We start from the raw sequence: 25,994 nt of genomic DNA on the forward strand, positions 1-25,994 counted from the left end.
GATAACGAGCGTTTTCAAGAGGGACGGTGAAAAACTCTGCGACCTGCGACTATGGTGCGGAGTTGGTCTGCATTATCTGCCGAGGACCTGGTTGCCGCGATCCCATCCTCTGCACAGCAGAACCTTCTGTACGTGTGTGCCCGGTCACATTAGTGTTCCGGACGTCGAGGCGACGACCGCCCGACTCGCAAGGCCCAATCTCCCGGAGAGCCGTGCTGTAGCGCTCCGGTCACGGCGTGTCCCGCCATGAGCGTGATGAGGAAAACATGAAAGCAACCATCCACCGGGATCGGCAGATACCCGGACTGATCGCAGACGCCGATCGCGACGCGCCCACGCCCGAGGTCATCGAGGGGCTTCGCGCGCGGTTCCCCACCGAAGCCGAATACGACAGGATGCTGACCCGCAAGATGGAGCGGCGGGCCGACGACGGGTACCGCAGCTTCGATCTCGGCCTTCTCACTGCGGCACTCGGGAACATGCTGAGAGACGTACTGCCGTCTTCGCAATTCGAAGTGCGGAACGCGCGGTGGCTGACGGGCGGAGCGTCGAAGATCCAGATGGGATTCACCCTCCGGTACGACCACACTGTGGACGGCGAAGTGACCGAGAACCTCGTTCTGCGCATGGAGCCGCCGGAGTCCCTGAATGCCACCAGCAGGATGCGGGAATTCGAGGTGATCAACGCCCTCGCCGGAACGGTGCCGGTGCCGACCGTCCGATGGGTCGACGAAGACGGCAGGTGGTTCCCGGAGCCAGCGCTCGTCTATACCTGGGTGCACGGATCCGCGAAGCCGAGCCGCGCCCAGAGCCGGATCGCCGGCATCGGCATCAACTTCGGTCCCGAACTCCGCGACGTCCTGGCGCCGCAGTTCGTCGATCTCCTCGCGCGAATTCACACGTTCGATGTCGCGGCAGCCCCACTGGACCACTACGAGATGCCCGCGGTGGGCGGCACCGAGAGCGCCCTGTGGCAGTTGAATCGGGCGAGACGGGTGTGGGAGGAGGACAGAGGCGAATACCTTCCGCTACTCGATGTGGCGGAAGGCTGGCTCGAGGACAACCTGCCCATCCTCGACCGTGTCAGTCTCGTCCACGGCGACTATCGCGGTGGGAACTTCCTGTTCGACGAGGACAGCGGATCCGTCACGGCCATACTCGACTGGGAGCGCAGCTTCCTCGGCGACCGCCACCGCGACCTGGCGTGGGCGACGCTGTACCCGTTCGGCCACCCGTCCGAGGACGGTGCGGAGTTCCTCGCGACGGGTCTGCTGCCGACCGCCGACTTCTTCGAGCAGTACGAGGCGGCATCCGGCCTCACCGTCGACCCGGACAAACTGACGTTCTACCGGATCCTGAACGAATATCAGTCCGTCGTCACCGCGCTCGGCTCGGCCTACCGCGTCTCGAAGCTCGGGAAGACCCACCAGGACGTCCTGCTGACGGGACTCGAGGCGACCGGATATCTGATGGCGCATCAACTCGGCACGGATCTCGAGGAGGTTCTCTGATGGTGAACAAGTCCGCGAACACATTCGACGCGGCCGCCCGCTCGCTACGCACGACGGTGACACCGGCGCTGGGCGAATCGAACTCGTTGGCCGCCGAGCAGGTGCGGGTCATCGCCGGCGTGCTCGACTTCTACCGCGACCGCGCGCACCACGAGTATCCGCGGAAGCTGTACGAGTTCCGAACGTATCTCGCTCTGGCAGAGCGGCTCAGCGGCTACCGGGAAGTCGATCACGATGCCCGGTCACTGCTCGTGGACGCCCTCGAGGCGGCGCGTACCACCGACCGGCTCGCAGTCCCGGAATACGGACTACTCGACCGGGCGACGGACGAGCTGACACGAGCGATCGCCGGAATCGTCCGATCGGCGCGAACCACGGACCCGGCCTTGGGCGTCGAGGTCAGCCGCGTTGTGCTCGACCAGTCACGACCACTCGTCGAGATGCAGCGGTCGTGGTTCCTGCCCCAGGGTGTCGATCCGGACCCGGCTGCAGTCCCGCCGCTCCGCTCTCTGCTCGGCACCGCCGCCACGTCCCGCGTCCGCTAGCCGACGCACCGTCTGCCCCATGGATCAGGAGAAAACATGTCATCCGAGGTGATTTCCACCGCCACCGACAGTACGGTCTCGAAAGACGTTCGTCGGCGCGCGATCTCAGCCGCCAGTTTCGGAACTTTCGTCGAGTACTACGATTTCGTCATCTACGGCTACGTGGCGACGTACATCGCGCAGGCCTTCTTTCCCACGGGGAACTCGTTCGTCAGCCTGTTGCTGACCTTCGGAGCCTTTGCCGCCAGCTTCGTGGCACGCCCCCTCGGCGCGGTGATCTTCGCGCCGCTGGGCGACCGGTACGGCAGGAGAGTCGTGCTCTCCGTCGTCATCACGCTGATGACCCTCGCCACGGCAGGCATCGGTGTGCTGCCCACGTATTACCAGATCGGTGTCGCCGCACCGGTTCTCCTGACAACGCTGCGTCTCGTGCAGGGACTCTCCGCGGGCGGTGAATACGGCGGGGCGACGTCGCTCATCGCCGAATTCGCGCCGCCTTCCCGGCGGGGCTTCTTCGTCGGATTCATTTCGCTGACAGTGGGTGGGGCGATGCTGTTCGGATCGGGAACGGCGATGGCGCTGACCCGGACCCTGTCGCCCGAGGCGATGTCCTCGTGGGGATGGCGATTGCCACTGCTGCTGTCGCTGCCGCTCGGGTTGATCGGCCTCTACATCCGCTTCCGGCTCGAGGAAACCCCGGCGTTCACCGCCCTGTCCAGGGAGGGGCGCGTGCAGAAGTCTCCGCTGCTGACGACACTGCGACGGGACTACCGTTCGGTGCTCATCGGCATCGGTATCGCGGCGACCAACTCGTGCATGATGGCGTTGTACTTCATTTACATGCCGTCAGCGCTGAAGCAGTTCACGGACTTCTCGGCCGCCGACGCGCAGTTGATCACCTTCGTCGGTTTGGTCGCGTATTGCGTTGCAGTGCTTCCCTTTGCGCGACTGTCCGACCGAGTGGGACGGATCCCTCAACTGCTCGTGTCGTCGGTCACGCTGATAGTGCTGATCTATCCGTCGCTGGTGATGCTGTCGAGCGGTGTGCTTCCACTCGCGGTCGGCGTGATGGTGGTCGTCACCCCCGTCGTCGCCGCGAATATCGCGGCGGTGACCCCACTGCTGTCCGAAATGTTCGAGACCGACACGCGGTACACGGGACTGTCCCTCGGATGGCAGATGTCGACGACCCTCTTCGCGGGCCCCACCCCGGTCATCCTGGCGGCACTCGCCGGCCTCGGCGGTGCGACCGTCCCGGCCTACTACGCGATGGCCGTGGTCGCACTCACGGTGATCGCGGGCATTTTCGCCGCCCGTACGGCCGCACGATCCCGAACCCACTAGATCAATCAGAACTGAGGAATGAGAACAATGGCATTTGGCGCCGAGCATTTCGAGTACCAGAATCCCCCTGAAGCAGATCATCTGTGGGTCGAAACGATCCTGTTTCCGATCGTGATACCGGAGGCGAATCTTTACACGCTGATCTACACGAACGTGCGCCCGAGCCTCGGGGTGATGTGGAACCAGGTCATGGTCTGCGGCTCGCTCACCGACACCCGAGCGGAACTGTTGCACTACAACGAGAATCCGCATCTTCCCGCGCCGGCATCGTTCACGCGGATCGATTCGCCGATCGGACTGTCGATCGATTCGGTCGACGCGCCGCGCAAGTTCCGCATCGACTACGTCGCCGACGACGGCACCGAGATCCACGTCGACTGGGTGAATCTCATGGACCCGTTCGACATTCACGATCCGCAGCACAGCCCACAAGCGGGCACGGCCGCCGATATCCACGCCGACCTGGAGCCGGGCGCACGCAAGGTGATCGGACACGGGGACGCCACCGGCCGTGCGACCGGTACCATGATCGTCCGCGGCCGCGAGTACGTCGTGGACTCCATCGAGCGGATGGATCGGAGCTGGGGACCGCGTGACCCCATGAAGGCCGGGAAGCCGAACCACATCGTCTCGGCGACGTTCGGCGAAGACCTCGCCTTCCACATGATCTGCCCCTGGAACCCCGAGGCGGCGAATCCGGACGCATTCCAGCTCTCGCACGGATACGTGATGGACAACGGCGAGGTGTATGGGCTCACCGACGAACTCGAGATGATTAGCACACACCTCGGGATGGTGTGTACCGGCATCGACATGACGGTCACCGACGTGCGCGGGAGGAAGTTCCGACTCCAGGCCACGCCGAACGTCGGGGCGCCCTGGATCGCGGCGCCGACCGCGATGGTGCACAACGCCATGATGCGGTGGACATACGCGGGCCGCGACGGGTACGGGGTGGTCATGAGTACCCGGCACCTGTCCGAGTTGAACAGGAACTTCGGCCGGTTCCAGGCCGACACCCGCGGGCTTGTCTCCGTCTGAGTGTCCTTCTCGGATGCTGCGACGCCGAACTATCATCCCGGTATGAAGACGAGGCCGATCAGTAAGCCGACTTACATGATCGAGTCCGTGCACAATGCGCTTCTGTTGCTGAACGCAGTTCGCGACCACGGCAGCCTCCGGTTGAAAGACGCCGCGGAGGAGATCGGCGTGGCCGAGTCGACCGCCCATCGGTTGCTCGCCATGCTGATCTACCACGGCTTCGTCGTGCAGGACGAGTCGCGGAGGTACCTCCCGGGGCCGTCGATCGGGGTCGGACCCACCGGGTCGTCCTGGACCCGGACATTCCGCCATGCGTGCCTCGACTCGATGCACGAATTAGCCTCGCTGACGGGGGAGACGGTAAATCTCGTCGTGCGCACCGGCATCGAATCCCGGGTGATCGGAGCCGTCGAGTCGGAGAAACTGCTCAGGGTCGGTAATCGTCAGGGGCATGTTCCACCTGCCCGCACGTCGGCCGGCGGCCGAGTGCTGCTTGCGCAACTCGACGACTGTGCACTTGCGGATCTGTACCAGTCGGACCATGCGCTGTCGGCCGACCGGCTGGCGCCTGCGGAGTTCGCCCTACTGCAGAGGGAATTACGGGCTGTGTCCGAGAAGGGGTACGCAACAGCGGTGGATGCGGTCGAGGTCGGCTTATCGTCCGTCGCCGTCTGTCTCCGCAATGGTGAGGGGGACGCTCTCGGCGCCCTGGTCGTCGCGTTGCCGACGACCCGCCTCCGGGCCGGCATGGAGGCGGGAGTCGTTTCCCAGATGCGCAGAGCAGCAGCGGGAATCGAGTCGCGTATTCGTGACCTGAGGCCGTCCGACACCATGTGAGTTGGACACCGACCACGTCATCGGCGTGGACCGGGCATGGGCGATGCGCGCTCACTTTTTCGGTTCACGCACCTCCTGTCGGTGCCCGGAACGTGTGCGGGAACCGAAAAGGTGCGCATCTGCCCCGAGCGGTCGGAACGACGCTCAGGCCCGGGCACGGGCGCGGATGCCCATGGCGCCGCAGACGGGGGCGGGCCAGGTGACGTCGGTGCGGGCGACCTCCAGGTCGACCGCACCGGCGACGTCGTCCGCGAAGGGCACCACCCGGCGGCTGGTGAGGTCGACGTGGGTGGCGGTGACCTCGAGGGTGCTGGCGAGGCGTTCGGTGGTGTCGTCGACGAGGAACGCCATCGCGTGCACCACCTTGTCGGAGCGGGCGACGATCCGCGCGTGCACGGACACCCGGTCGCCGACGTGAACCTCCGCGTAGTAGCGGATGTGGTGCTCCGCGGTGAAGAACCCCTGGCCGTTGGTGGCGCGGTAGTCGTCGGTGATCCCCATCCGGTCGAATACCTCCGCGATCGCCTGCGCCTCGAGGTCGAAGTAGTGGCGGATGTTCATGTGGCCGTTCTCGTCCTCGTAGGCGGACGGAACGAGCACGGGTCCGCACTCGCGGGGCAGTGCGACCACCTGGCGGTAGGAGGGGATTTCGGCTGGTATCGTCATCGATCCACTATAACGATCGTTCACAACCGGTGCTAGAATGGCGCGGTGGACCGGAACCGGAAGATCCTCGACACTGCCGCAGAGCTGTTCTACGAAAAAGGCTTTCACGGTACGAGTGTCGATGAGCTGGGGTCTCGTGCCGGCCTGAGCGGTCCCGCCATCTACCGTCATTTCTCAGGCAAGGACGAGATCCTGGCCACCCTGTTCGACGAGGCGATGGACGAGTTGATCGGCGCCACCGAACCTGTGCACGACGACGCGGAACTCGATCTTCAGCGGATGATCCGGCACCATGCCCTCTTCGCGGCCCGGCACCGCCATCTCGTGAACGTCAGCCAGCGTGAAGACCGGTCGCTGGTCGATCCGTGGCGGAAGGCGATCAATCGCCGGCGCAAGCAGTACGTCCAGAGCTGGGAGGCTGCGGTGGCGCGGTCGATCCCCGCCGCATCACCGGCGGAGGTGTCGGTGGCCACCCAGTCGTGCCTGGGCATGATCTTCTCGATCGCGTACTGGCCGGCCAAGGTGACCCGCACGGCCGGGCTGGCCGACCACATGGTGCGGATGGCGAGCGAGGGTCTCGACGCGTTCCGCGACTAGCACACTGCCCCTGCACTGTCGGCGGGTGCAGGGGCAGTGGCACGCATCGGACTACGCCGCGATGCTGGCGCGGTACGCGTAGGACGACGACCGCGACAGCGCGAACTCGAAGATCCCGTACCCGGTCTGCCCGTCCCACTCGAACGTGCAGCACCGGTCGGTCAGGGCCGAGTCGAGAGTCTTCGGCCCCACGGTCCCGTCCAGTGGGTAGACGTCGAACTCCTCGTGGTCGCGGCCCCGGACCTTGCCGTGGTGCCCGCCGTAGCCGCCGCCCGCCATGTAGCCGCCGCCCGCCGAGGCATCAGCGTCGACGCGGTAGGTGGCGCCGCCGGCGGTCACGATCTCCACCGTTCCGGAGGCCAGGTCGTTGCCCGAGGTGAACACCAGGTCGTGCCGGACGTCGGTGATGTCGTCGAGTCGGCCGTCGTCGTGCATGACGGCGCCCTCCAACAGGATCCGTCCGCCCACGCGGTCCTCGACGAGGAGGAATCCGAACGTGCGGTCCGGGAACTGGGCCTGATACCAGATGTGCAGGCCCTGGCCCCCGGACATCGTGCGCACGCCGCGCGAGCGGTCCCGCAGGCCGTACCAGCCGCCGACGTCCGTCGTGGTTCCGTCGAGGCTGAGAGTGCCTTCGTAGCGACCGGGTTGGAAGAGGTGATCGAATGCGGTGACGTTGCCGTCCGTGTTCTTCACGTCCACCGATCCGAGCCAGTACGGCGCCCGTGCGCGCCAGAGCAGATCCAGTACGAGTCCGGTCTTGTTCTCGCCCAGTTGGATTCGCCAGGTTGTGTTGTCCTCCACGGTTTCCCACGTCAACGGTCCGACTGAGGCGCCGTCGGTGTCGGAGTGCTCGGTGGAGAAGCGGAGATTGCGCTGTTCGGACTCCGTGGTGAGGACGACGAAGCCGTCCACGACGTTCCGCGGCGGGTAGACCCCCGCGCCGAGGATCACCGACGGTGCAGCGGTTCCGTCCGGGTGGAGATTGAACATGAACCGGTCGAAGAACTTCTCCGGCATCTCCTCGGTGCTGCGCGTCACCAGGGCGTCGTGAAATCCGTCGGTCATACGTGCTCCTTCTGTTCTACGGTCACATTGTCGGCGCCGATTTCGCGATGGTCCAGCGTGAAGCGGTAGGAACCCATCATCAGCAGGCACGCGATGGCGACGCCGACCAGGACGATGATCGGAAGCGCGCCGGCACTGTAGGAACCGGTGGCGCCGTAAACCTGCCCGAGCAGGAAGATGCCGAACGCCGACCCCTGCGCGTACAGGAAGTAGATGAATCCCAGCACCCGGCCGTAGGAGTGCTTGGGGAAGTACCGGCTCACCATGTAGGCGGCGAGATCGCCCTCGGAGCCCAGACCCAGACCGATCAGGGCGGCGCCGGCGAACAGTACACCGGTCTGCGAGGACGTGATCATGAGGAAGACGCCGACTCCGCACAGGGCGAAGATGATCGAGCCGATGACGGGGGCGTAGAACCGGTCCAGCAGATAGCCGACCAGTAGTCGTGCTCCGATCGACGCGAGGCTCAGCACCGACAGGATGGACACGGCGGTGCCCTGGCTGATGCCCTTGTCCGTCGTCATGGGCACGACCTGGGACATCAGGCCGAACGTCGCCGACGACACGAAGAAGATGGCGACGGACAGCAGCCAGAACTGCCGGTACTTCTTCGCGATGGTGAGCAGCGATTCCCCGGCCATCCGGCCCTGTTGGCGTGCGGCCACGCGCTCGGCCTCGTGTTCGGCGGGCATGCGGGTGACGAAGGCGTAGACGGCGGCCGGGATGACCGTGCACAGGGCGCCGATGACCAGGAACGCCATCCGCCATCCGCCGATGCCGAGCATCCAGTTGGCCAGATACGGCATGAGTACTCCGCACGAGCCGAGGCCGGCCATGAGGATGCCCAGCGCCATGCCGCGACGGTCCTGGAACCAGGCGCTCACCACGGTCGAGTGCGCCACCGGGTTCACGGCGCCCGCGCCGGCGCCGATCACGACACAGAGCAGGTAGAAGACGAGTTGATTGTTCGGCAGCGCGGCCATCAGCATCAGGCCGATTCCGAACGCCAGCGACATCGGAACCGAGGGGATCTTGGGCCCGTACCGGTCGATGAGGAAACCCAGGATGACGATGCTGATGCCCACCAGCACCGTTTCGATGGACAGGCCGTTGCTGATGACGCTTCGTTCCCAGCCGAACTCCTGGGTCATGGGCTTGCCGAGGATGTTGAACAGGACGTTGACCGCTGTCGTGCCGAACAGCAGAGTCAGAAAGCCTGTGACGACGTACCACCAGCGGTTCAGATGCCGCGTGGACTCTGTGCTCATGGGAGCTCCTGTCGATCGATGTCGATGGTCGAACAGTGGACTTGGGGTGCGGGCGAGCCACCTGAGTGGCGCTCGTCACAGCATGAGAGCATATGGACTGGCCAAATGTAAAGGACAGACCAAACTGGGCTAAGCGGTTCCCACAGTCGTTCCCCGCGGTGATCCGAAGTCGAACATCCTGCTCGCGATGCGGCGCAGCTGCAGTTCGTCGGTGCCCTCGGTGATGCGGTAGCGGCGGTGGTGGCGGTAGATGTGCTCGAACTGCTTGTGGCGGGTGTATCCGACACCGCCGTGGATCTGGATCGCGCGGTCGGCGGCCCGGCACGCGAGCTGGTTGCTGCGCAGATTCACCATCGCGACCTTGTCGGTGACGGCCGTCTTCCCGAGCTCGTCCATCATCGCCGCGGTCTTGTAGATGGTGTTGCGGATCAGTTCGGCGTCGGTCTGCAGTTCCACCAGCTGCCACTGGACGCCCTGGTGTTCGTGCAGCGCCTTGCCGAAGACGACCCGTTCCTGCGCGTACCGCACGCTCTCGTCGATGCAGTACTGCGCGGCGCCGAGCGACGAGGCCGCCTGCCGGATGCGGTTCTCGTGAACGAACAGCTGGGCGCAGTCGAGTCCGCGGCCGACCTCGCCGACCACGGCTCCCGCGGGCACCCGCACGTCGTCGAGATGGACCTCCGAATGGTCGCTGGGCATGTTGAACGTCCAGTGGTTGAACGGCACCGAGAAGCCGGGCGCGTCCGTCGGCACGAGGAACGCGGTGATCCCGTCCGCCTTGCCCGCCTGCCCCGACGTGCGTGCGAACACGAGGTCGACCTCGGAACAGTCGACCAGGCTGTTGAAGCGCTTCGCCCCGGTGATCACCCAGTCGTCGCCGTCGCGCCGGGCCGTCGTCTCCAGATACGTCGCGTCGCTGCCGTGCCCCGGCTCGGTGAGTCCGAACGCGATCTCGATGTCACCGCGGATCAGCGGTTCGAGGTACTGCTCCCGCTGCTCGGGAGTGCCGTATTCGTGCAGCACGAGGGCGAGCGGCAGGTTCGCGACCACCGACGCCTCGTCGGAATGCGGGAAGTGCAGACCCGAGCCCCGGGTGAGGAGGTGTTCGCGGACGACGGCCATCGCGAGGTTGCTGCCGTCGTTCCCGCCGAGCGCCTTGGGCAGCGGAAACCGGAAGAAGCCGGCGGCATCGGATCGACGCCGTGCCTCGAGCAGCAACTCGCGCCATTCCTGCTTCGGAAACCCGTCCCGCTCCCAGTCGGTGCGGGCGTACTCGCGGCGGTGGTCGAAGAACTGCGGGTGCTCGGCCTCGAGCGGTGCGATCTCACGGTCGATGAACGCGTCGAGGTCGGTGACGAACTGCTGCACGTCGTCGGGAATGGTCCAGTCCATGGGGCGTCCTCCGATTCGGGATCCGATGTCTCGGACGCTAGGGAGCGACGGGATCCGCGGCCAGGAGGTCGGCGCGCCGCACTGTTGATTTCTCCAGTGCGGTCAGGACGACTCCACCGATCGTGGGGAATTCCGTGGTTGCATGCGGGAATGCTGAAGCTGAACGGTATCGACGAGTTGGTCGCGAGGGTCGGCACCGACCTCGGCACGACGGACTGGTACGACGTGACCCAGGACCGCATCATGGCGTTCGCGCACGACACCCAGGACTTCGAGCGAATCCACCTCGACCCCGAGCGGGGCCGGGAGGCCGGATTCGGCGGCACGATCGCCCACGGGATGTTCACCCTGTCGCTCGGGCCGAAGTTCCTCTACGAGATCTTCGAGATGAACGGGCACTCGTTGGGCCTCAACTACGGGTTCGACACGGTGCGGTTCCTGAATCCCGTCCGGGTCGGTGCACGGATCCGCATGACGGCGCGACTGCAGGATGCGCGGCCGATCGACGGCGGATACCGGTTCACGATCCGGCAGACCTTCCAGATCGAGGATTCCGACAAGCCCGCCTGCGTCGCGGACGCGGTCGTGGCCTACTTCCACTGAACACGAGGAGAGTGACGTCCATGCGCGCAGTCGTCGTCGAGGAACTGACCGGCCCGGAGGCCGTCACCTTGGCAGAAGTACCGGAACCTGTCGGCGCCCACCCCCGGGCGGACGGACAGCGGCTTCTGGTCGACGTGCACGCCGCCGGTCTGTCGTTCATCGACCCGTTGCAGACCTGGGGCAAGTACCAGAACGGCGTGCCGACACCATACGTATGTGGCAGCGAATTCGCCGGTGTCGTGGTCGAGGCACCGGCCGGCACCGATTTCCGGCCGGGCGACCGGGTCGGGGGAATCGTCTGGCACGGAGCACTCGCCGACCGTGCCCTGGCTCTGCCCGACTACACGGTGAAGCTCCCGGCGGCGATGTCGTTCGTGGAAGGGGCTGCGCTGTACATGAATTACTCGACGGCCTGGTACGCGCTGCATCGAGCGCAGGTTCAGCCGGGGGAGTACGTCCTCGTGCACGGCGCCGCGGGCGGGGTGGGCACCGCCGCACTCGACCTCGCCAAGACGTTCGGCGCGAAGGCGATCGCTGTGGTCTCGAACGACGAGAAGGCCGCGGTGGCCCGGCGGTGCGGTGCACACGCGGTGGTCCGGTCGGACGGGCCCTGGCTCGACGACGTCCGCGACCTGACCGACGGGCGCGGCGTCCACGTGGTGATCGACCCGGTGGGCGGCGACCGGTTCACCGACTCGCTCCGCGCGCTACGTCAGGGCGGCCGACTCGTCGTCGTCGGATTCACCGGAGGTTCGATCCCGACCGTGAAGGTCAACCGCCTCCTGCACCGCAACCTCACCGTCACGGGAATCACCATGGACAACATGGAAACCGAGTATCCCGGGACGCTGCGGATGGTCCGGGACGCCGTCGAGACGCTCGCCGCCGAGGGACGGATCCGGCCGTACGTCGGGGCGACGTTCCCCCTCGAGCAGGCGGCGACCGCCCTGCGCGCGCTCGACGACCGCGCCGCGACGGGGAAGGTTGTCGTCGAGGTGGTGGTTCCGGGGGGCGTCACGCCCGAGGTGCCACCGGTGCCCCGAGGACGGTGAGTCCGCGCTCGATCACGTCGGCGAGGCTGTCGGCGGCGACGACCAGGGCCGGGTCCGGATCGGCGCGCTTCCGGTTGCGTTTGACGAAGACCGAGAGGGTCGACGCCGTCTTGTAGTGGCAGTAGGCGAGGAACCAGTCCAGGTCGGGAACCGGGACGTCACGCTCGGCGCGGTAGGCACCCAGTAGTTCGCCGCGGGACGGCATCCCGGTGCCGGCGTGGACATCGGTCGCGGGACGGGAACGCCGGAACCGGTGGACCGGGTCGGTGTGCATCAGCAACCACGCCAGATCGGTGCGGGGGTCGCCGACGGACCAGATCTCCCAGTCGATGATTGCGGCGAGGTCTTCGCCGGAGAAGAGCATGTTCGCGAGTCGGTAGTCGCCGTGCAGCAGGGTGGGTGCGACCGGTGCCGGGATCCGTTCCGCAAGGGCGGCATGGAGTTCGGCGTGCCGCGGTGCGATGTCGTCGTCGACGGTGTCGAGGAGTCGCTGCCAGCGGCCGAGTTCGTCCGCGACCGTGACGACGGGTTCGTCTCCCACGCCCAGCGCGACGGGGTCGAGGTTCTGCATCCGTGCGAGCATCCCGGCGGCCGCGCGGGCACGGACGGCGACCGTGCCGGAGGAGGGGGGAGAATCGGCGACGTCGAGGAGTGGTTCGTAGGACTGGCCGTCCACCAGCGTCATGGCGAAGAACGGTGGCCGTTCGGGTGTCCCGTCCTCCTCGAAGAGAATCGACGGTACGCGGACACCGGGCGCGGCGCAGAGCAGGCGGATGATGCGCGCCTGGCGGAGGACGTCGCGGTTGCGGACCGGGTCCAGTCCGGGCGGTGCCATCTTGAGGACGATGCCGGTGTCGGGCAGGCCCGGTCGGGTCAGCGTGGCCCGGTAGGTCAGACTCGACACGCCACCCGGCAGCGGCGTTGGCGCGGACACCACAGATCCCGGCCACACGCGGCCTGCCGTCGCGGTTGCCCGTGTGGTCAGCGAGTTCACGTCGAATTCCGTCACGAATCCACCATCGGACCGGCCCGTCGGTCCCGCAAGCACGGGCACGGCGGTCGCTGAAGAAATCTCCAGTGGCGGCTCGTGTGACTCTTCGGCAGCCACCCGAGGCCGTGATAGAGCTTGACAATGCCGAATACCGCCGATGACCGAAACATGCTGGAGCGATTCTCCTTGCGCGGGAAGGTGGCGATCGTGACAGGAGCATCCTCCGGTCTCGGCGTGGCCTACGCACTCGCGCTGGCGCGGGCGGGCGCGGACGTCGTCCTCGGCGCCCGGCGCGGCGACAAACTGGCCGCGACCGCGGAGTTGGTGCGGCAATACAACCCCTGCGCGGTGGCGGTGGAGACCGACGTCACGCAGGTGGATCAGTGCAATCGGCTCGTCGACGCCGCCATCGAGGCATTCGGAACGGTGGACGTCCTCGTCAACAATGCGGGCACCGGCGGCGAGTACCACCACGTGACGCAGGATCCGCCCGACCACTTCCGGTCCGTCGTCGACGTCAACCTGCACGGCTCCTACTGGATGATCCAGGCGTGCGCGCGGGTGATGGGCGCAGGCAGTTCGATCGTGAACGTCTCCAGCGTCATGGCACTCACGACGGCGAAGATGCCCGCCGCCGCATACAGCGCGAGCAAGGCGGCCGTCCTCGGCCTGACCCGCGACCTCGCCGCGCAACTCGGGCCGAGCGGCATTCGCGTCAATGCCGTTCTGCCGGGGGTCTTTCCGTCGGAGGCGACCGCGCACTACAGCGAGAATTACAAGCGCAAGATCATCGACGCCAAGATTCCCCTCGGACGCATCGGCGACCCCGAAGACATCGCCGCGGTCGTGGTGTTCCTGGCGGGCGACGCGTCCGCGTATCTGACCGGGGTGAGTCTCCCCGTCGACGGCGGCGTGCTGGTGAACTGAGCACCCCGCCCGGTGTCACCCCATCAGCGCTGCGCCACCGAGGACGTGACCGTGCGGGTGTTCAGGCCGTCGCCGGCGTCGACGGTGAGGAACTGGCCGGTGACGCTGCGGGCGGTGGGGGAGGCGAAGAACGCGACGGCGTCCGCGATGTCGGCCGGGTCGACGAAGCCGTTGGGCATCGATGCGAGCCACGCGTCCTGGATGTCCTGCGGCATGGACAGGATGCCGGAACTGGCGGTCATTCCGGGAAGGACGGCGTTGGCGGTGATGCCCAGGGCGACGTTCTCGGCCGCAACGGTCTTGACCAGACCGAGCAGGCCGGCCTTCGTGGTGCTGTAGGAGATCTGGGCCGGCATGCCCTGTGTGCCTGCGGTACTGGAGATGACGACGACACGTCCGTACCGCCGTTCCCGCATCCCCGGCAGGCACTGCTGGAGCACGCGGAACGTCCCGGTGAGATTGACGTCGAGATCCTTTCGCCACTTGTCGATCGACAAGCTGTGCGCGGCACCGAACATCGTCGTCAATCCGGCGTTCGCGACGTACACGTCGATGTCGTCGAGTGGCGGCAGTTCGTCGACGGAGATGTCGGCCTGATACGTGCATCCCGGTGAGCGGTCGAGAGTGACCACGTCCAACCCGTCGGCCTCGAGCCGCGCAACGATGGCCTTGCCGATACTGCCCTCGCGTGCGGCACCGGTCACCAGGGCCTTGCGGCGGCGCGGGTCGGTCATGCGGATCTCCATTCGTCGGGAAGCGGCGCGGAATCGTCCCTCGCGTCGGCGCAACGGCTTTCGATGTGGAAGGCCGGATGGTCGCGCAATCGGAGGACGAGAAGCGCGGTCTGGATGCTCAATTGATGGGATGCGTCACCGGTGACGTCGAGTCCGGTGAGGGCGTGCACCCGCGACAACCGGAGTCGGACCGTGTTCTCGTGCACACCCAATTGGATGGCGGTGCGGCGCATCCCGCGATTCTGCTCGAACCAGACGGCGAGGGTGCGAATCAGTTCGGTCGACGCGGCGTCGTCGTCCAGGAGTGGGCCGAGCATGTCGTCGATGAAGTGCCGGATCGCCGAGACCTCGCCGTTCGCGAGGAACAGCCGGGCCGGTCCCAGGTCGTCGACGGCGAGGACGCGGTCTCCCGTGCCGTGAGTGAAACGGTCGATGCAGCGCACCACCTCCCGCGCCTCCCGGTAGGCGCGGGCGAACGACTCGGGTTCGTACACCGACGACACCCCGGCAATCAGACCGCTCGCCGGGCTCAACTCGGCGGCCGCGGTCTCGAGCACCGACGTGATGCGCCCGACGACGGTGGCGGACGCGACCTGCGGTGGTGCCTCGATGAGCAGGAGGATTCCCTCCGACCCCCGCGTCGACAGCACCTCCAGGCCGAGGGCCCGCTCGGTGTACTCGGCGAGGGAACGGTCGAGATCTTCGGGCGCGCCCGAGGAATCGCGGACGTAGACCAGGGCGCGGTGTGCGTGGACGTTCACGCCGAGATACTCGGCGCCTGCCGCGAGATCCTTCCAGGCGCCGGAACCCCGGACGAGTTGCCGGGCGAAGTTCGACCGCGCGTTCCAGGCCACTCGGGTGATGCGACGCTGGGTGAGGAACTGCGCTCCGATGCGGCGGGCGCAGCGCAATGTCACGTACTCGTCCGTGGGCTGGAACGGCGTGGGGTATTCGTCCACGACAAGCCATCCGAGGTGTTCGCCGCGTTCGACGACGGCGCTGAGGAGCTTCCGCCGAGACAATCCGGTGCCGAGTTCGGCCGCCAGCAACACGGGGTCCGCGGTGGGCGGCGAGGCGACGGTGTGCCCACGCAGAATCTCTCGGAGTGGCGGGAACGTCGCCTGTCTACTGGCTCCGGGCCGGGTGGACGCGACGGAATGTCCCTGACGATCGAAGAGGGTCACCGTTTTGCCGGTGGTCTCCGAGCAGACCCGGACGATCGCGGACAGGCAGTCGACCGCGACGGCGGCGTCGTCGAGAAGTTCGTCGAACACGCTCAGCGGCAGATGCTTACGGCCGGCGCCCTCGTCTGCGGTGGACATCGACGTCAGCGATGATGCTCGAGGAGCAGCGCGCGGACCGAGGCCGTGTGCTCGATGGCCGCTTCCATCGACGTGGTTGCCGGCACCAGGGTGATGTTGTCGGCGCCTGCCTCGACGAAGGCACTGAGCCACTCGGCGACCTGCTCGGGCGTGCCGGCGGGGGCCAGGTGGCGGAACTTCTCCCGCGGCAACTGGTACAACGCCTGCATCTTGTCGCCGACCAGTCGATCCGCGGTCTCGGCGTCGGTGTCGAGTCCGCACCAGGCGTTGACGCCGAACGATTCGGGAGTCCGGTTCTCCCGCGCGGCCGCGTCGAGGATGGCGGTACGGGTTTCGGCGAAGCGTCGCGGGGTACAGAAGATGCCGAGCCAGCCGTCGCCGTAGCGCGCGGTCCGGCGGATCGCGGAGTCGCCGCGGCCACCGATCAGGATCGGGACAGCCGGTTGCGGCGCCGGCAGGATGCGTGCCCGGTCGAGGGTGAAGAACTCACCGTGATGCGTCACTTCCTCGCCGGTGAGGACGGCGCGCAACACCTCGAGGGTCTCGTCGAGTCGACGGCCGCGGGTGCTGGGGTCGACGCCGCTGTTCGAGATCTCGGAGCGGTCCTCACCGCCCACACCGGCACCTAGGACCAGCCGGCCGGGCGCTATCTGCGACAGCGTCGCGATCTGGCGGGCGGCGAGCATCGGATGCCGCAGTCCGAGCAGGTACACACCGATGATCACCGACAACGTGTCGTGGGTCGACAGCACGGACGTGGCCGACACCATGCCGTCGAACCCGGTCCCACCGTGGAAGCTGATGTGGTCGCCGACGGTGATGTGGTCGATTCCCGCCTCCGCCGCGGAATCGAGAAGAAGCCGCCGATCTGCGGGTTTCGGCACGAGGAGTGCATCGGTGACCGACAATCCCACTCTGATCGACACGCTGATCTCCTCTCTCATGCGAATGGACTGACCATAAACTTTCTACCCTGGCTGTGGCAAGGGCGGGGTGGACACCGGGCACGTCGCGGTCACAGCATCGAGCTGCCGCCGTTCACGCTGATCACCTGACCGGTCACGTAGGAGGCCTCCTCCGAAGCGACGAAGGCAACCGCCGCAGCGACCTCCTCGACTGTTCCCGGTCGATCCATCGGGATGAGGTTGCGCATCTGGGCGCCGAAGACCGCCATATCCTCTTTCACTTCGGGGGCCGCGGACGCCAACTTCGCGGCCGCCTCCGGCGTCTCGATCCACGCCGGGGCGACCGTGTTCACGGTGATGCCGGAATCCGCGAACTCGCGGGCGAGCCCCGTTCCGAAGGCGTGAACCCCGCCCTTCGCGGCGTTGTAGATCGCATGACGGTACAGACCGTTCCGCACGGACTCCGCACCTATGTGGACGATCCGGCCGTACCCGGCGTCGACCATGTGGGGGAGTGCTTCGAGCGTGGTGTACAGGGTCGTCCAGAGATTGCGGTCGATGGTGGCCCGCAGCGTCTCCTCGGTGTGATCGAAGGTGGGAAGAATGACACCGCCGCCCGCACAGTTCACCAACACGTCGACCGCGCCTCGCTCGGTGACCGTCCGCCGGACGAGATCGGCGGCGTCCTCCCGCCGCGATAGGTCCCCGACCACCGTTGTCACCGACGCCGCGTTGCCGGGCCGGAGGTGTTCGGCCACCGCCTCCACCGCGTTCGCACTGAGATCTCCGAGGACGAGATCCGCGCCCTCATCCGCGAGTCGCACGGCGATGGCGCGGCCGATTCCGCTGCCGGCCCCGGTGACGATCGCGGTCCGGCCTTTGAACCTGTTCATGTGGGGGTACTACCTTCCGCTGGAATGCGCTGGGCGCGAAACTGTTCAGTCTTCGTTCGGTGCGACGTACACCCGGCCGTCGGTCACCACGGTGCGGTACTTCTTCAGTGCCAGCACGGCGGGAAAGCACAGAGGCGCCCCGGTGCGGACGTCGAAGCGGGCCATGTGGAGCGTGCAGAGCACCTCGTGCCCCTCGAGTTCGCCCTCCTCGCCCAGCGACCACTTCTCGTGGCTGCAGGAATCGGACGTGGCGAAGAACTCGCCGTCGACGCGATAGACGGCGATCCCGCCATCCGCGTCCAACCGGAGGTTTTCGCCATCGGTCAGATCGTCCGCGTTGCACGCGAAGATCAGTGCTTCGGTGGACATTTCTGGTGCCATGGTCGGCCCTCTCGTAAAGCGCGGATGCGTTCAGATGATGAAGCTGATCTTGCCCTGGGGATCGAGCATGTCGTGAGCCAGAACGGCACGCTTTCGACGGATCAGGAACGACGAGTTCCGGGGGACGAGCTCGTACTCGTATCGGCCGACGTACGTGTCGAACTTGGCGGCCTTTGCCCGGTTGATGATGAAATTTGCGGTGACGGAGATCGATTCATCGGTTTCGTCGAGAATCTGCACGTTGCCGACGATCCGGCTCGTCTGAGAATGCGGAAACTCGGCGTGCGCTTCGGGCTTCTTGAGGCGGATCACGCGCTGTTCGAGCATGGTGCGACCGTCGTGGATGAGCGACCACGTGAGACCGGGGTCTGCATCCGGACGGTCCGTGGCGGGCACTTCGTACGTGCAATCGAGTGTGAACAGGTCGAGCCACTCCTCGAGCCGCCATCGATCGATCAGGCCGGCTTCGTGGAAGAGGAACTCTTCGACTGCGCTACGAGTGGTGATGGACGGTGTCTCCGACACGGAAGTCATAGGGATATCCTTCTGGCATGACGAGCTGCGTTGTGGATGATTCGGTGTGATCCAGCGAGGTCAGGCATCGACACCCTGTTTGTCGAAGGGGACGAAGGACGTTCCCTCGGTGGGGAGCTGTTCTCCGGTGATGCGCCTGTTCCATTCTCGCCACCACGACCGCATCTGCAGTTCGTCGTTGGCCGCCGGGACCGGCTTGCCCATTCCCTTCGACACGTCGGACCAGCCGACCTCGCCGCGTGCGCCGAACCCCTTCTGGGCCTGCTCGAGCGCCTCGACGTCGTCCGGGGTTGCGAGCCCCGCCGGTCCCCAGAACGTGAGCGCGTTGTTGATGCGATATTTGACGAACTCCTCGTCGACACCCTTGGGGATGATCTGCCAGCCGGTGACGAGGGTTTCCGAAGCGCTGACCGGGTAGAAGGTGCGCAGCGTCAATCCGAAGCTGAGGTCGATCAGGATGAGGCTGGGAAAGAACACCGAGTTTCGTGCGAGACCGAACATCGCGTTGGCGTAGTTCTCGCCGAAGGCCTGCTCGGCCTGCGACCGCAGGCCGGCGAGGGTCTGCTTGACGCTGTCGGTCGCCAGCGGCAGTGCGTTGGCCGGATACATCAGTGTTGCATGCCCGTTCGGGAACTCGGTGCCCATACCGGCCGGTGCCACACCGTTGACGGTGTCCTTACCGAGCATCGGGGGTGTGGCACCGAGCTCCATCATCATCTCGAAGTAGGTGTGGTGGACGGACTTGGCGTGATATCCGTCGATGCTGTTCTCGACGAGGAGCTTCCAGTTGGCCTTCAGCGAATACTTGTGCGTTCCCTCCAGGATGGCGACGCCTTCGGGGGACTGATCGGCTGCCAGATCGATGAAGTAGCGGGCTTCACCGAGGAACGTCAGCAGATCCGGTGCGTCGGGATCGAAGTTCACGAAGTAGAGCCCGCGGTAGGAGTCGACCTGTGCGGGGGACTGCAGACCCTTGTACACCGCTGCCGGCTCGCTCTTGTAGTCCTCGTTGCCGGGCACGTTGACCAGTTCGCCCGAGTTCCGGTACGCCCAGCCATGGTAGAAGCAGGTGAAGATCTTGGCGTTGCCGGAGCTGTGCCGGCAGACGGAGGACCCGCGGTGCAGGCAGGTGTTGAGCAGCACCCGGACGTCCCCGTGGCGGTCGCGGTTGAAGATCACCGGCCGGCCGCCGACGTCCCGGGTCTGGAAGTCGTTCTTGCCGGGAATTTCGGACTCGTGACCCACATAGAGCCACGTCTTGCCGAAAATCTCTTTTCGCTCGCGCTGCAACACGTCGTCAGAGGTGAAGGCTTCACGGTTGACCCGGAAGAGGTTGTTCTCGCGGTCGTCGATGATGAACTGCTCTGCGGTCATGAGGAGGATCCATTCTGGTGAGGTGTCGGGTTGGCTGCGGCGAGGTCTCGGAAGAGCCAACTGTCGGGATCGGAGCCCGTGGCCGGAACGACGAGAACCGCGGTGGGACCGATTGCCATCCAGTTTCTTCCGTCGTCGTCCGGTTCGGCGGGCAGAATTTCGACGGTCGTGAAGACCTCGTTGCTCAGGTCGTGGGTCCCGATGATTACGTTGACCTTGCAGCCCTCGGTCTCGATGTGAAGGATCTTGTCCGGGCCGCCTTTGAAATGCTCGATCTGACGCATGGGTGCCTTCCTTATCGGGCGGGAGTCTGTTCGCCGACGAGGTCCTCGAGACTCCCGCCGCGACGGTGGTTCTTGCGAAATGCAGCGACCATTCGGGCGTCGTTGACGCTGACCTGGGCGATCGGCCTGTGGTCGGCGTCGGTGTACACGGCGCGGAACCGGCCCTCGGTGATCGACCCCTCGCGATGGGCGAGTGCGCCGAGCGAGGGCATCCCGACGATCTGGATCCGGGAGCCGTACTGGTCGGACCACACGTACGGAAGCTGCGCGGCAGAGGGCTCGGCACCGGTGACGATCGCCGCGACGGCGTCGGCTTGCTCGCCGGCGCTGGTCCAGTGCTCGATCCGAGCAGTGACACCCAACAGTGGGTGCCGGCGCAGAGCGAGATCACCGATGGCGAAGATCGACGGGAAGCCGTCGACCTCGAAGCGGTCGGTGCACCGCACCCCGCCGTCGATGGGAAGCCCACTTCCCTCGAGCCACCGCGTATTCGGCACTGCGCCGACGCCGACGACGACGAGGTCGGCGGGTACTTCCGTTCCGTCGGCGAGCACGACTCCCTCGACCCGATCGCTGCCGACGAAACGCTCGACCCGCGCTCCGGTGACGAGCTTTGCCCCGCCCAGGGTGTGGATCGAGGAGATCTCGTGGCCGACCTCGTCGCCGAAGATGTGACTCATCGGGACGTCGAGTGCCTCGATCAGGGTGACGTCGAGTCCCCGCCCCCGCGCCGCGGAGGCGAATTCGGCGCCGATGAATCCGGCCCCCACCACGGCCACACGGGGCCCGCCGGCGAGAGCCCCTCGTAGGGCCGTCGCGTCGTCGAGCGTGCGCAGCGTGTGAACCCCGGCCGGAGCGTCCGGAATCGGCAGGGCGCGTGCGTGGGCGCCGGTAGCGATCACCAACTGCTCGTACGAGAACTGCTCGCCGGTGTGGGTGAGCACCACCCGCCGTGCCGGATCGAGGCCGGTGGCGTGCACGCCCAGCCGGACGTCGAGGTCGAACTCCTCTGCGCGTTCGGGGGTGAGGAGTCGCGGGACGTCCGGAACATCTCCCTCGGCGAGGAGATCCTTGGACAGCGGGGGCTTGTCGTACGGCCAGTGCTCCTCGCTTTCCAGGAGCACGATGCGCCCGGCGAAACCGCGCTGCCGCAGAGCGATTGCTGTTCTGGTGCCTGCAACCGAGGCGCCGACGATCAGGAAGGACATAGTCGAAACGTAGCGACGTCGCGAGCCCAGGTGGTGCGTAGTTCCGGCCGCTGGAACACCCCTGAGTGCAGATCAGCCCGGATGCACTCGTCGCACGAAGCGCAGAACGGCCGCACCTCCAGCGTTGGATACGACAGCCACCGCGGCCACACACAACAATATTGCCGTCGTGCCGATCGTGAACGAACTGTGCAGCCAGGCGATCGCGGTCGGCAACCCGAACCCCAGGTAGCCGAGACAGTAGACCCGCCCGGTCATGGTCCCCAACCGGCCGGGCGGAGCCAATCGCTCACAGTCGCGCAGGCATCCGACCAACGTCAACCCGTAGCCGATCCCCAGCACCGATGCGGCGACCACGGCCAGCCAGAGCACCTCGGTTGCCGCCGCGCAGGCGGCCGCGAGCATGCCGGTGACGACGAGCGCCACTCCTGTCACCCGCGCCGGACCCGTCCGCCCTGCCGTGGTTCCGACCAGCCGCTGCGCGAAGAAGCCCAGTCCTAAACTGAGCAGGCACAGTAGCCCGGAGAAAGCAGTGGTGAAGCCGTCCAGTTGGGACGCCACGATGGACGGGAGGACCGCGTAGGCGATACCCAGCGCGCCGAAGATCCACGGAGCCGCGGGGATCACCAGGAGATGAAATGCGGCGGGGAGTGGTATTCGCGTCCGCGCCGTTCCCGACCGTACCGCCGGTGTGCGTGCTGTCTTCGGCGCGAAACGCACGATCAGCACCGCACCGGCAGCGCAGAGGATCACGTGCAGGACGTAAGCCGCAGTGGTCGGCGCGGGAGCCCACTGCGCAAGGACGCCCGCTGTACCCGCACCCGTTGCGAAACCACTCGTGAGGCTCATTGCCGACGCTCGCGGAGCACGGCCGGGGGTGGTCGTGAGCGAGTCGAGCGCCAGTCCACCGACGACCATCCCGATGCCCAGTGCCATGCCGGTCGACATACGTCCGGCGAACATCAGCGCGGGGTTGTGCGACCCGGCCGCGACCAGGATCGAACCCAGTGCGCTCGCGGGCACGGCGAGGACCAGGGGCGCCCGGGGGCCCCACCGCTCGGCGAGTCGATGTGCGTGCAGAAGCGAAGGTATCAAGCCGACCACATACGCGAAGAGCAGCGTGTTGACGGCGAGTTCGCTGAACCCGCGCTGCGCCCGATACATGGTCAGCAACGGCGTGAACTGATTACCGCCCCACGCGATCACGAATATCGTCGCGCAGATCGAGAACCAGGTCCGGTCACGACGACCGGTTCCCCGCAGCACCGTCGTGGGGGTGGGTGACTTTCCGGTCGAAACAGTGTGCGGCAAAGCCATCGAACACGTCCTAGGGTTCGCGAGGGGGTGAAACGGCCGAAAGGCCGACGCCGAATCCTGAGATTCGGAGCCGGCCATCGGTGGAGAGGTCAGGCAGGGACCAGGGAGCGATCGATCAAGGGCAGCTCGGGGCGACGATCGGAGACGCCGGCGGCATCGGCCAGATCTCCGGACACCTTCCCGTCCCGGAAGAACTCCAGGAAGACCGGGTTGAACAGATCGGGCCGGTCGGTCTGACCCTGGTGGCCGCACTCGTCGGGATAGAAGAACTGGACATTGGGCAGGTGGTCTTCCTGGACGTATCCCCACTCGACCGGAGTCAGGATGTCCTGGCGGCCGTACAGGTAGAGCCCGGGAGTGCTCAACCGGTCCAGACGCCCCTTGGTGACCAGACGGGCGGCGCGATTCTCGTCGGTCCAGTCTGTGATCCGGCGGTACTGCAACAGCGTGGGCCAGAACTTCGCGTGCGCGTCCATCCGGTCCCTCGCGGAGAGGTAACGCATGTCGATCAGATCCTCACTGATCGCCTCGCCGCGATGGATGATCGCCTCCATCATCGTGCGCATTCCCTCGCGTGTGCCGTCGTAGGCGGTGAGACGGAACTCGCCTGCCGGCGGGGTCAAGTGCTCCGGGACCACGTCGCCGACGTCTCCCGCGATCAGGACGAAACTCTTGACCTTGTCCGGGTGCGCAACCGTGTAGTTGACCGTGTTCATGCAGCCCATGGAGTTTCCGGCGAGGTGGAACTCGTCGAGGCACAGCGCGGTGGCGAACTGGTCGATGTAGTCGACGAAGCTCTCCATGCCGTCCGGCCAGTACTCTTCCCGCGTGTCCGACAGGCCGAAGCCCGGCATGTCGGGGCAGTAGACGCGAAAACCGTTCTCGCCGAGGTAGGGGGCCATGAAGCGCCATCCCGCGAGACCCGACGACCCGGGTAGGCCGCCGTGGAGCAGGATCACGGCGGGGCCGGACGTGCCGGCAGTCATGTAATGCGCGCGAGCGCCGTTCGCCAGCCGCACCCACCGGCTGGCGAGCCCGGGAACGTCGACGAGGTTTTCATCAGTGAGTGCCATAGTGATCTTCCTTTATCGGTGAGAAGTGATCGGTGACGAGCGCGCCCGAGGACAGTCCGAGGAATTCGAGTGCGTTGTCCCGGAGGATTCTCGGCACCGTTCCGGGCGGCAGATACTGTGCCGCAGAGTCCAAGTCCGCCAGTCCGTCTTCGGGTTGACCGGGGATGAACGGGTGATCGCTACCGAGCAGCACCCTGTTCGGGCCGAAGCGATGCACCAATACCTGCAGGTGCGCCGCATCGAACACCAAGGTGTCCGCATACAGCCGGGACACGAGGTGGTCCAGCTCCTCGGAGAGGTGGGTGGCGGTAATCTGTGCGCCGAGGCGCAGTCTCGGGTACGCCCAGGGGAAGGTGCCGCACCCGTGGACCATCGCGATGCGCAATCCTCGATGGCGGTCCAGGACCCCGCCGAAGACGAGCGCCGTGGCCGCCAACGCGGTGTCGGAAGGCATCCCCAGTCCGAAGTCGTAGGTGAATCCGGAACGGCGCACCGCGCCACCGCCGCCGTCGACGGGATGAACCAGTACCGCGATCCCGAGGCTGTCGACGGCGTCGAAGAAGTACGCCAGCGCCGGGTCGTCCAACTCCATTCCATTGACCCGCGTGCCGATCTCGACGCCGCGAAGACCCAAAACTTCGGAAAGATACCGTAGTTCGGCCAGACAGTCGGAAGGTGACCCGAGGGGGACGGTTCCGATGCCGATGAGTCTGCCATGACTTTCCGCCACCGCACCGGCGACGGACTCGTTGATCCACCGGCAGTACGCGGCGAACGGTCGTGGTTCGGCGCCGTACTCCAGTGTGACCGGAACGGGTGAGATCGCCTGCGCCCCGATACCGGCACGATCCATGTCGTCCACGCGCGCCCGCACGTCCCAGAGCGGGCGCCGGACGACGCGGAAGTTGTCGGACCCGCGGACCAGCCGTCCCTCTGTCGGAGAGTCGACCACCAATCGAGGTGCTCGCGGGAAAGCTGCGATGACCTCGGAGGGAGGCGCGTCCCGGGGAAAGTAGTGCGCATGCACATCGATGGTGCCGGGTGGAACCACGAGGGCCTCCTGTCGCATGCATCCGTCATTTCGCCGACTCACCCGCGTCGTCGGGTGCGCCGGATTGGAGGAACGTTAGGGGCCTCCGCGCGGTGGCCGCCGGGGATGTTCCGGGGGCTGGAACCGGGCGGTGAAACCCGTACCCTGAATACCGGCACGTTGTGACCGCCGTTACAGTGGGTTTCCCCGTGGGTCGGCGGAGCGGAGAGTGCGGAGGCCCGGATGGTGCACATGGCAGAAGACAAGCAAGACGTCGGTGGCGCGGAGAGTACGCCTCCCTCCATTCTGGCGAAGGCGTTCTTGGTCATCGGAGCGTTCAACGAGCGTGATCGGGTTCTGACCCTGACTCAGATCAGCCGTAAGACGGGCTTGCCCAAGTCGACGGTCCACAGGTTGCTGCAGCGATTGGGTGAGCTGGATGTGATCGAGGAACACGGTGCGGGGTACAGGCTCGGCATCCGGCTGCTGCAGTTGGTTTCTTCCATGCCGGTGGACGGAATGCGCGAGGTGGCGTTGCCGCACCTTGCGCAGTTGCAGGCGTGGTCGAAGGAATCCGTGCACTTCGGGGTGCTCCGGGGCAACGAGGTCGTCGTGTTGCAGGCGCTGTTCGCCGTGGATCACGTGCGGCCGATCGGGGAGGTGGGCACCCGGATCCCCGCGCACCTGTCCGCGATGGGCCGGGCGATGATGGCCTACCTGCGTGAAGACGAGCTCACCGACCTGCTGTCCGGCCCCCTCGTCGGAATCACGCCGAGGTCCATCACGGACCCGGTCCGGATTTGCGAAGAATTGAAGCAGGTGCGGGTGTCGGGAGTTGCCGTCCAGAAGGATGGTGTGGTTCTGGGACTGGGCAACATCGCTGCACCCGTCCTGATCAAAGGCCGGCCGATGGGTGCTGTCGCCGTTCAATTCGACTCGTCGAAGCAGGTGTCGGAGTCGGTGATCAACGCCGTCAAACTGACTGCGCACCGCATTTGCCGTGACACCACCCAGATGCTCGCCCAGGGTAGGGGAGATCTGTTTCCGTTCGACGACTGACACCGCGTTCCGGGCAGTGGAACTTGCTGTGCGTGGAG

The 25,994-nt window shown here is 66.2% G+C and carries 27 protein-coding genes; 10 read left to right on the forward strand and 17 right to left on the reverse strand.

The features are described from left to right. The first annotated feature begins 266 nt into the window (after positions 1–266). From FND50_RS05575 to FND50_RS05595, 5 genes are read left to right on the forward strand one after another with little or no spacing between them, the layout of a single operon-like run. Positions 267–1,511 carry a phosphotransferase family protein gene (locus FND50_RS05575; RefSeq protein ID WP_144285041.1) on the forward strand — a complete coding sequence of 415 codons (1,245 nt, stop codon included), beginning with the start codon at positions 267–269 and terminating at the stop codon, positions 1,509–1,511. Then, complete coding sequence (locus FND50_RS05580; RefSeq protein ID WP_144285042.1) at positions 1,511–2,056, forward strand: hypothetical protein; 546 nt, start codon at positions 1,511–1,513, stop codon at positions 2,054–2,056. Before FND50_RS05575 ends, FND50_RS05580 begins: the two co-directional genes overlap by 1 nt. 36 nt (positions 2,057–2,092) lie before the next feature. Further along, positions 2,093–3,400, forward strand: coding sequence for an MFS transporter (locus tag FND50_RS05585; protein ID WP_144285043.1), 1,308 nt, complete (start codon positions 2,093–2,095; stop codon positions 3,398–3,400). Positions 3,401–3,427: 27 nt separating this feature from the next. Then, positions 3,428–4,441 carry a hypothetical protein gene (locus tag FND50_RS05590; protein WP_144285044.1) on the forward strand — a complete coding sequence of 338 codons (1,014 nt, stop codon included), beginning with the start codon at positions 3,428–3,430 and terminating at the stop codon, positions 4,439–4,441. Positions 4,442–4,483: 42 nt separating this feature from the next. Beyond that, positions 4,484–5,278, forward strand: coding sequence for an IclR family transcriptional regulator (locus FND50_RS05595; RefSeq protein ID WP_144285045.1), 795 nt, complete (start codon positions 4,484–4,486; stop codon positions 5,276–5,278). 144 nt (positions 5,279–5,422) lie between these two features. Here FND50_RS05595 and FND50_RS05600 read toward each other — a convergent pair whose 3' ends face one another. Then, positions 5,423–5,944, reverse strand: coding sequence for a thioesterase family protein (locus FND50_RS05600; protein WP_144285046.1), 522 nt, complete (start codon positions 5,942–5,944; stop codon positions 5,423–5,425). Between the two features lie 45 nt (positions 5,945–5,989). On the opposite strand from FND50_RS05600, the gene FND50_RS05605 reads away from it, so the two are divergent. Next, the gene (locus FND50_RS05605) at positions 5,990–6,541 is read left to right on the forward strand and encodes a TetR/AcrR family transcriptional regulator (protein ID WP_144285047.1); all 552 of its coding nucleotides are present in this window, start codon (positions 5,990–5,992) and stop codon (positions 6,539–6,541) included. A gap of 51 nt (positions 6,542–6,592) precedes the next feature. On the opposite strand, the gene FND50_RS05610 is transcribed toward FND50_RS05605, so the two are convergent. From FND50_RS05610 to FND50_RS05620, 3 genes are all read right to left on the reverse strand, one after another. Next, complete coding sequence (locus FND50_RS05610; RefSeq protein WP_144285048.1) at positions 6,593–7,609, reverse strand: hypothetical protein; 1,017 nt, start codon at positions 7,607–7,609, stop codon at positions 6,593–6,595. Continuing rightward, positions 7,606–8,877: an MFS transporter gene (locus tag FND50_RS05615; RefSeq protein WP_144285049.1), complete on the reverse strand. Its 1,272-nt coding sequence runs from the start codon at positions 8,875–8,877 to the stop codon at positions 7,606–7,608. The genes FND50_RS05610 and FND50_RS05615 overlap by 4 nt, the downstream gene beginning before the upstream one ends. 129 nt (positions 8,878–9,006) lie before the next feature. Further along, on the reverse strand, positions 9,007–10,269 hold the full coding sequence (locus FND50_RS05620; protein ID WP_144285050.1) for an acyl-CoA dehydrogenase family protein: 1,263 nt from the start codon (positions 10,267–10,269) through the stop codon (positions 9,007–9,009). Positions 10,270–10,419: 150 nt separating this feature from the next. Between FND50_RS05620 and FND50_RS05625 the strand changes: the two genes are divergently transcribed. Both FND50_RS05625 and FND50_RS05630 read left to right on the forward strand, forming a co-directional pair. Beyond that, positions 10,420–10,872: a MaoC family dehydratase gene (locus tag FND50_RS05625; RefSeq protein ID WP_144285051.1), complete on the forward strand. Its 453-nt coding sequence runs from the start codon at positions 10,420–10,422 to the stop codon at positions 10,870–10,872. Between the two features lie 20 nt (positions 10,873–10,892). Continuing rightward, complete coding sequence (locus FND50_RS05630; RefSeq protein ID WP_144285052.1) at positions 10,893–11,924, forward strand: NADPH:quinone oxidoreductase family protein; 1,032 nt, start codon at positions 10,893–10,895, stop codon at positions 11,922–11,924. On the opposite strand, the gene FND50_RS05635 is transcribed toward FND50_RS05630, so the two are convergent. Beyond that, complete coding sequence (locus tag FND50_RS05635; RefSeq protein WP_144285053.1) at positions 11,887–12,933, reverse strand: phosphotransferase family protein; 1,047 nt, start codon at positions 12,931–12,933, stop codon at positions 11,887–11,889. The two genes, FND50_RS05630 and FND50_RS05635, sit on opposite strands and share 38 nt — an antisense overlap. A gap of 123 nt (positions 12,934–13,056) precedes the next feature. Between FND50_RS05635 and FND50_RS05640 the strand changes: the two genes are divergently transcribed. Beyond that, the gene (locus tag FND50_RS05640) at positions 13,057–13,842 is read left to right on the forward strand and encodes an SDR family NAD(P)-dependent oxidoreductase (RefSeq protein ID WP_144285054.1); all 786 of its coding nucleotides are present in this window, start codon (positions 13,057–13,059) and stop codon (positions 13,840–13,842) included. Positions 13,843–13,865: 23 nt separating this feature from the next. On the opposite strand, the gene FND50_RS05645 is transcribed toward FND50_RS05640, so the two are convergent. From FND50_RS05645 to FND50_RS05700, 12 genes are all read right to left on the reverse strand, one after another. Continuing rightward, positions 13,866–14,576, reverse strand: coding sequence for an SDR family NAD(P)-dependent oxidoreductase (locus FND50_RS05645; RefSeq protein ID WP_144285055.1), 711 nt, complete (start codon positions 14,574–14,576; stop codon positions 13,866–13,868). Next, positions 14,573–15,898: a CdaR family transcriptional regulator gene (locus FND50_RS05650; protein ID WP_144285056.1), complete on the reverse strand. Its 1,326-nt coding sequence runs from the start codon at positions 15,896–15,898 to the stop codon at positions 14,573–14,575. Before FND50_RS05650 ends, FND50_RS05645 begins: the two co-directional genes overlap by 4 nt. 5 nt (positions 15,899–15,903) lie before the next feature. Then, positions 15,904–16,824, reverse strand: a complete 921-nt coding sequence (locus FND50_RS05655; RefSeq protein ID WP_144285057.1) for an LLM class flavin-dependent oxidoreductase — start codon at positions 16,822–16,824, stop codon at positions 15,904–15,906. A gap of 89 nt (positions 16,825–16,913) precedes the next feature. Next, the gene (locus FND50_RS05660) at positions 16,914–17,696 is read right to left on the reverse strand and encodes an SDR family NAD(P)-dependent oxidoreductase (protein ID WP_144285058.1); all 783 of its coding nucleotides are present in this window, start codon (positions 17,694–17,696) and stop codon (positions 16,914–16,916) included. A 45-nt stretch (positions 17,697–17,741) separates the two neighbouring features. Beyond that, a complete protein-coding gene (locus FND50_RS05665; protein WP_260850917.1) occupies positions 17,742–18,065 on the reverse strand; it encodes a non-heme iron oxygenase ferredoxin subunit in 324 nt (107 codons plus the stop codon). A gap of 42 nt (positions 18,066–18,107) precedes the next feature. Further along, positions 18,108–18,611: an aromatic-ring-hydroxylating dioxygenase subunit beta gene (locus tag FND50_RS05670; protein ID WP_144285060.1), complete on the reverse strand. Its 504-nt coding sequence runs from the start codon at positions 18,609–18,611 to the stop codon at positions 18,108–18,110. 60 nt (positions 18,612–18,671) lie between these two features. Further along, on the reverse strand, positions 18,672–19,985 hold the full coding sequence (locus tag FND50_RS05675) for a Rieske 2Fe-2S domain-containing protein (RefSeq protein WP_144285061.1): 1,314 nt from the start codon (positions 19,983–19,985) through the stop codon (positions 18,672–18,674). Then, positions 19,982–20,269: a hypothetical protein gene (locus FND50_RS05680; RefSeq protein ID WP_144285062.1), complete on the reverse strand. Its 288-nt coding sequence runs from the start codon at positions 20,267–20,269 to the stop codon at positions 19,982–19,984. Before FND50_RS05680 ends, FND50_RS05675 begins: the two co-directional genes overlap by 4 nt. Before the next feature lie 11 nt (positions 20,270–20,280). Next, on the reverse strand, positions 20,281–21,477 hold the full coding sequence (locus tag FND50_RS05685) for an NAD(P)/FAD-dependent oxidoreductase (protein ID WP_144285063.1): 1,197 nt from the start codon (positions 21,475–21,477) through the stop codon (positions 20,281–20,283). A 72-nt stretch (positions 21,478–21,549) separates the two neighbouring features. Beyond that, positions 21,550–22,794: an MFS transporter gene (locus FND50_RS05690; protein ID WP_186301243.1), complete on the reverse strand. Its 1,245-nt coding sequence runs from the start codon at positions 22,792–22,794 to the stop codon at positions 21,550–21,552. A gap of 89 nt (positions 22,795–22,883) precedes the next feature. Then, positions 22,884–23,867: an alpha/beta fold hydrolase gene (locus FND50_RS05695; RefSeq protein ID WP_144285065.1), complete on the reverse strand. Its 984-nt coding sequence runs from the start codon at positions 23,865–23,867 to the stop codon at positions 22,884–22,886. Next, entirely contained in the window at positions 23,854–24,936 is a 1,083-nt protein-coding gene (locus FND50_RS05700) for an amidohydrolase family protein (RefSeq protein ID WP_260850918.1), read from the reverse strand. The genes FND50_RS05695 and FND50_RS05700 overlap by 14 nt, the downstream gene beginning before the upstream one ends. Positions 24,937–25,149: 213 nt before the next feature. Between FND50_RS05700 and FND50_RS05705 the strand changes: the two genes are divergently transcribed. After that, positions 25,150–25,956, forward strand: a complete 807-nt coding sequence (locus FND50_RS05705; RefSeq protein ID WP_260850919.1) for an IclR family transcriptional regulator — start codon at positions 25,150–25,152, stop codon at positions 25,954–25,956. Positions 25,957–25,994 lie beyond the last annotated feature (38 nt).

This window comes from Rhodococcus sp. WB9, from assembly GCF_007558985.1.
GTDB lineage: Bacteria > Actinomycetota > Actinomycetes > Mycobacteriales > Mycobacteriaceae > Rhodococcus_F > Rhodococcus_F opacus.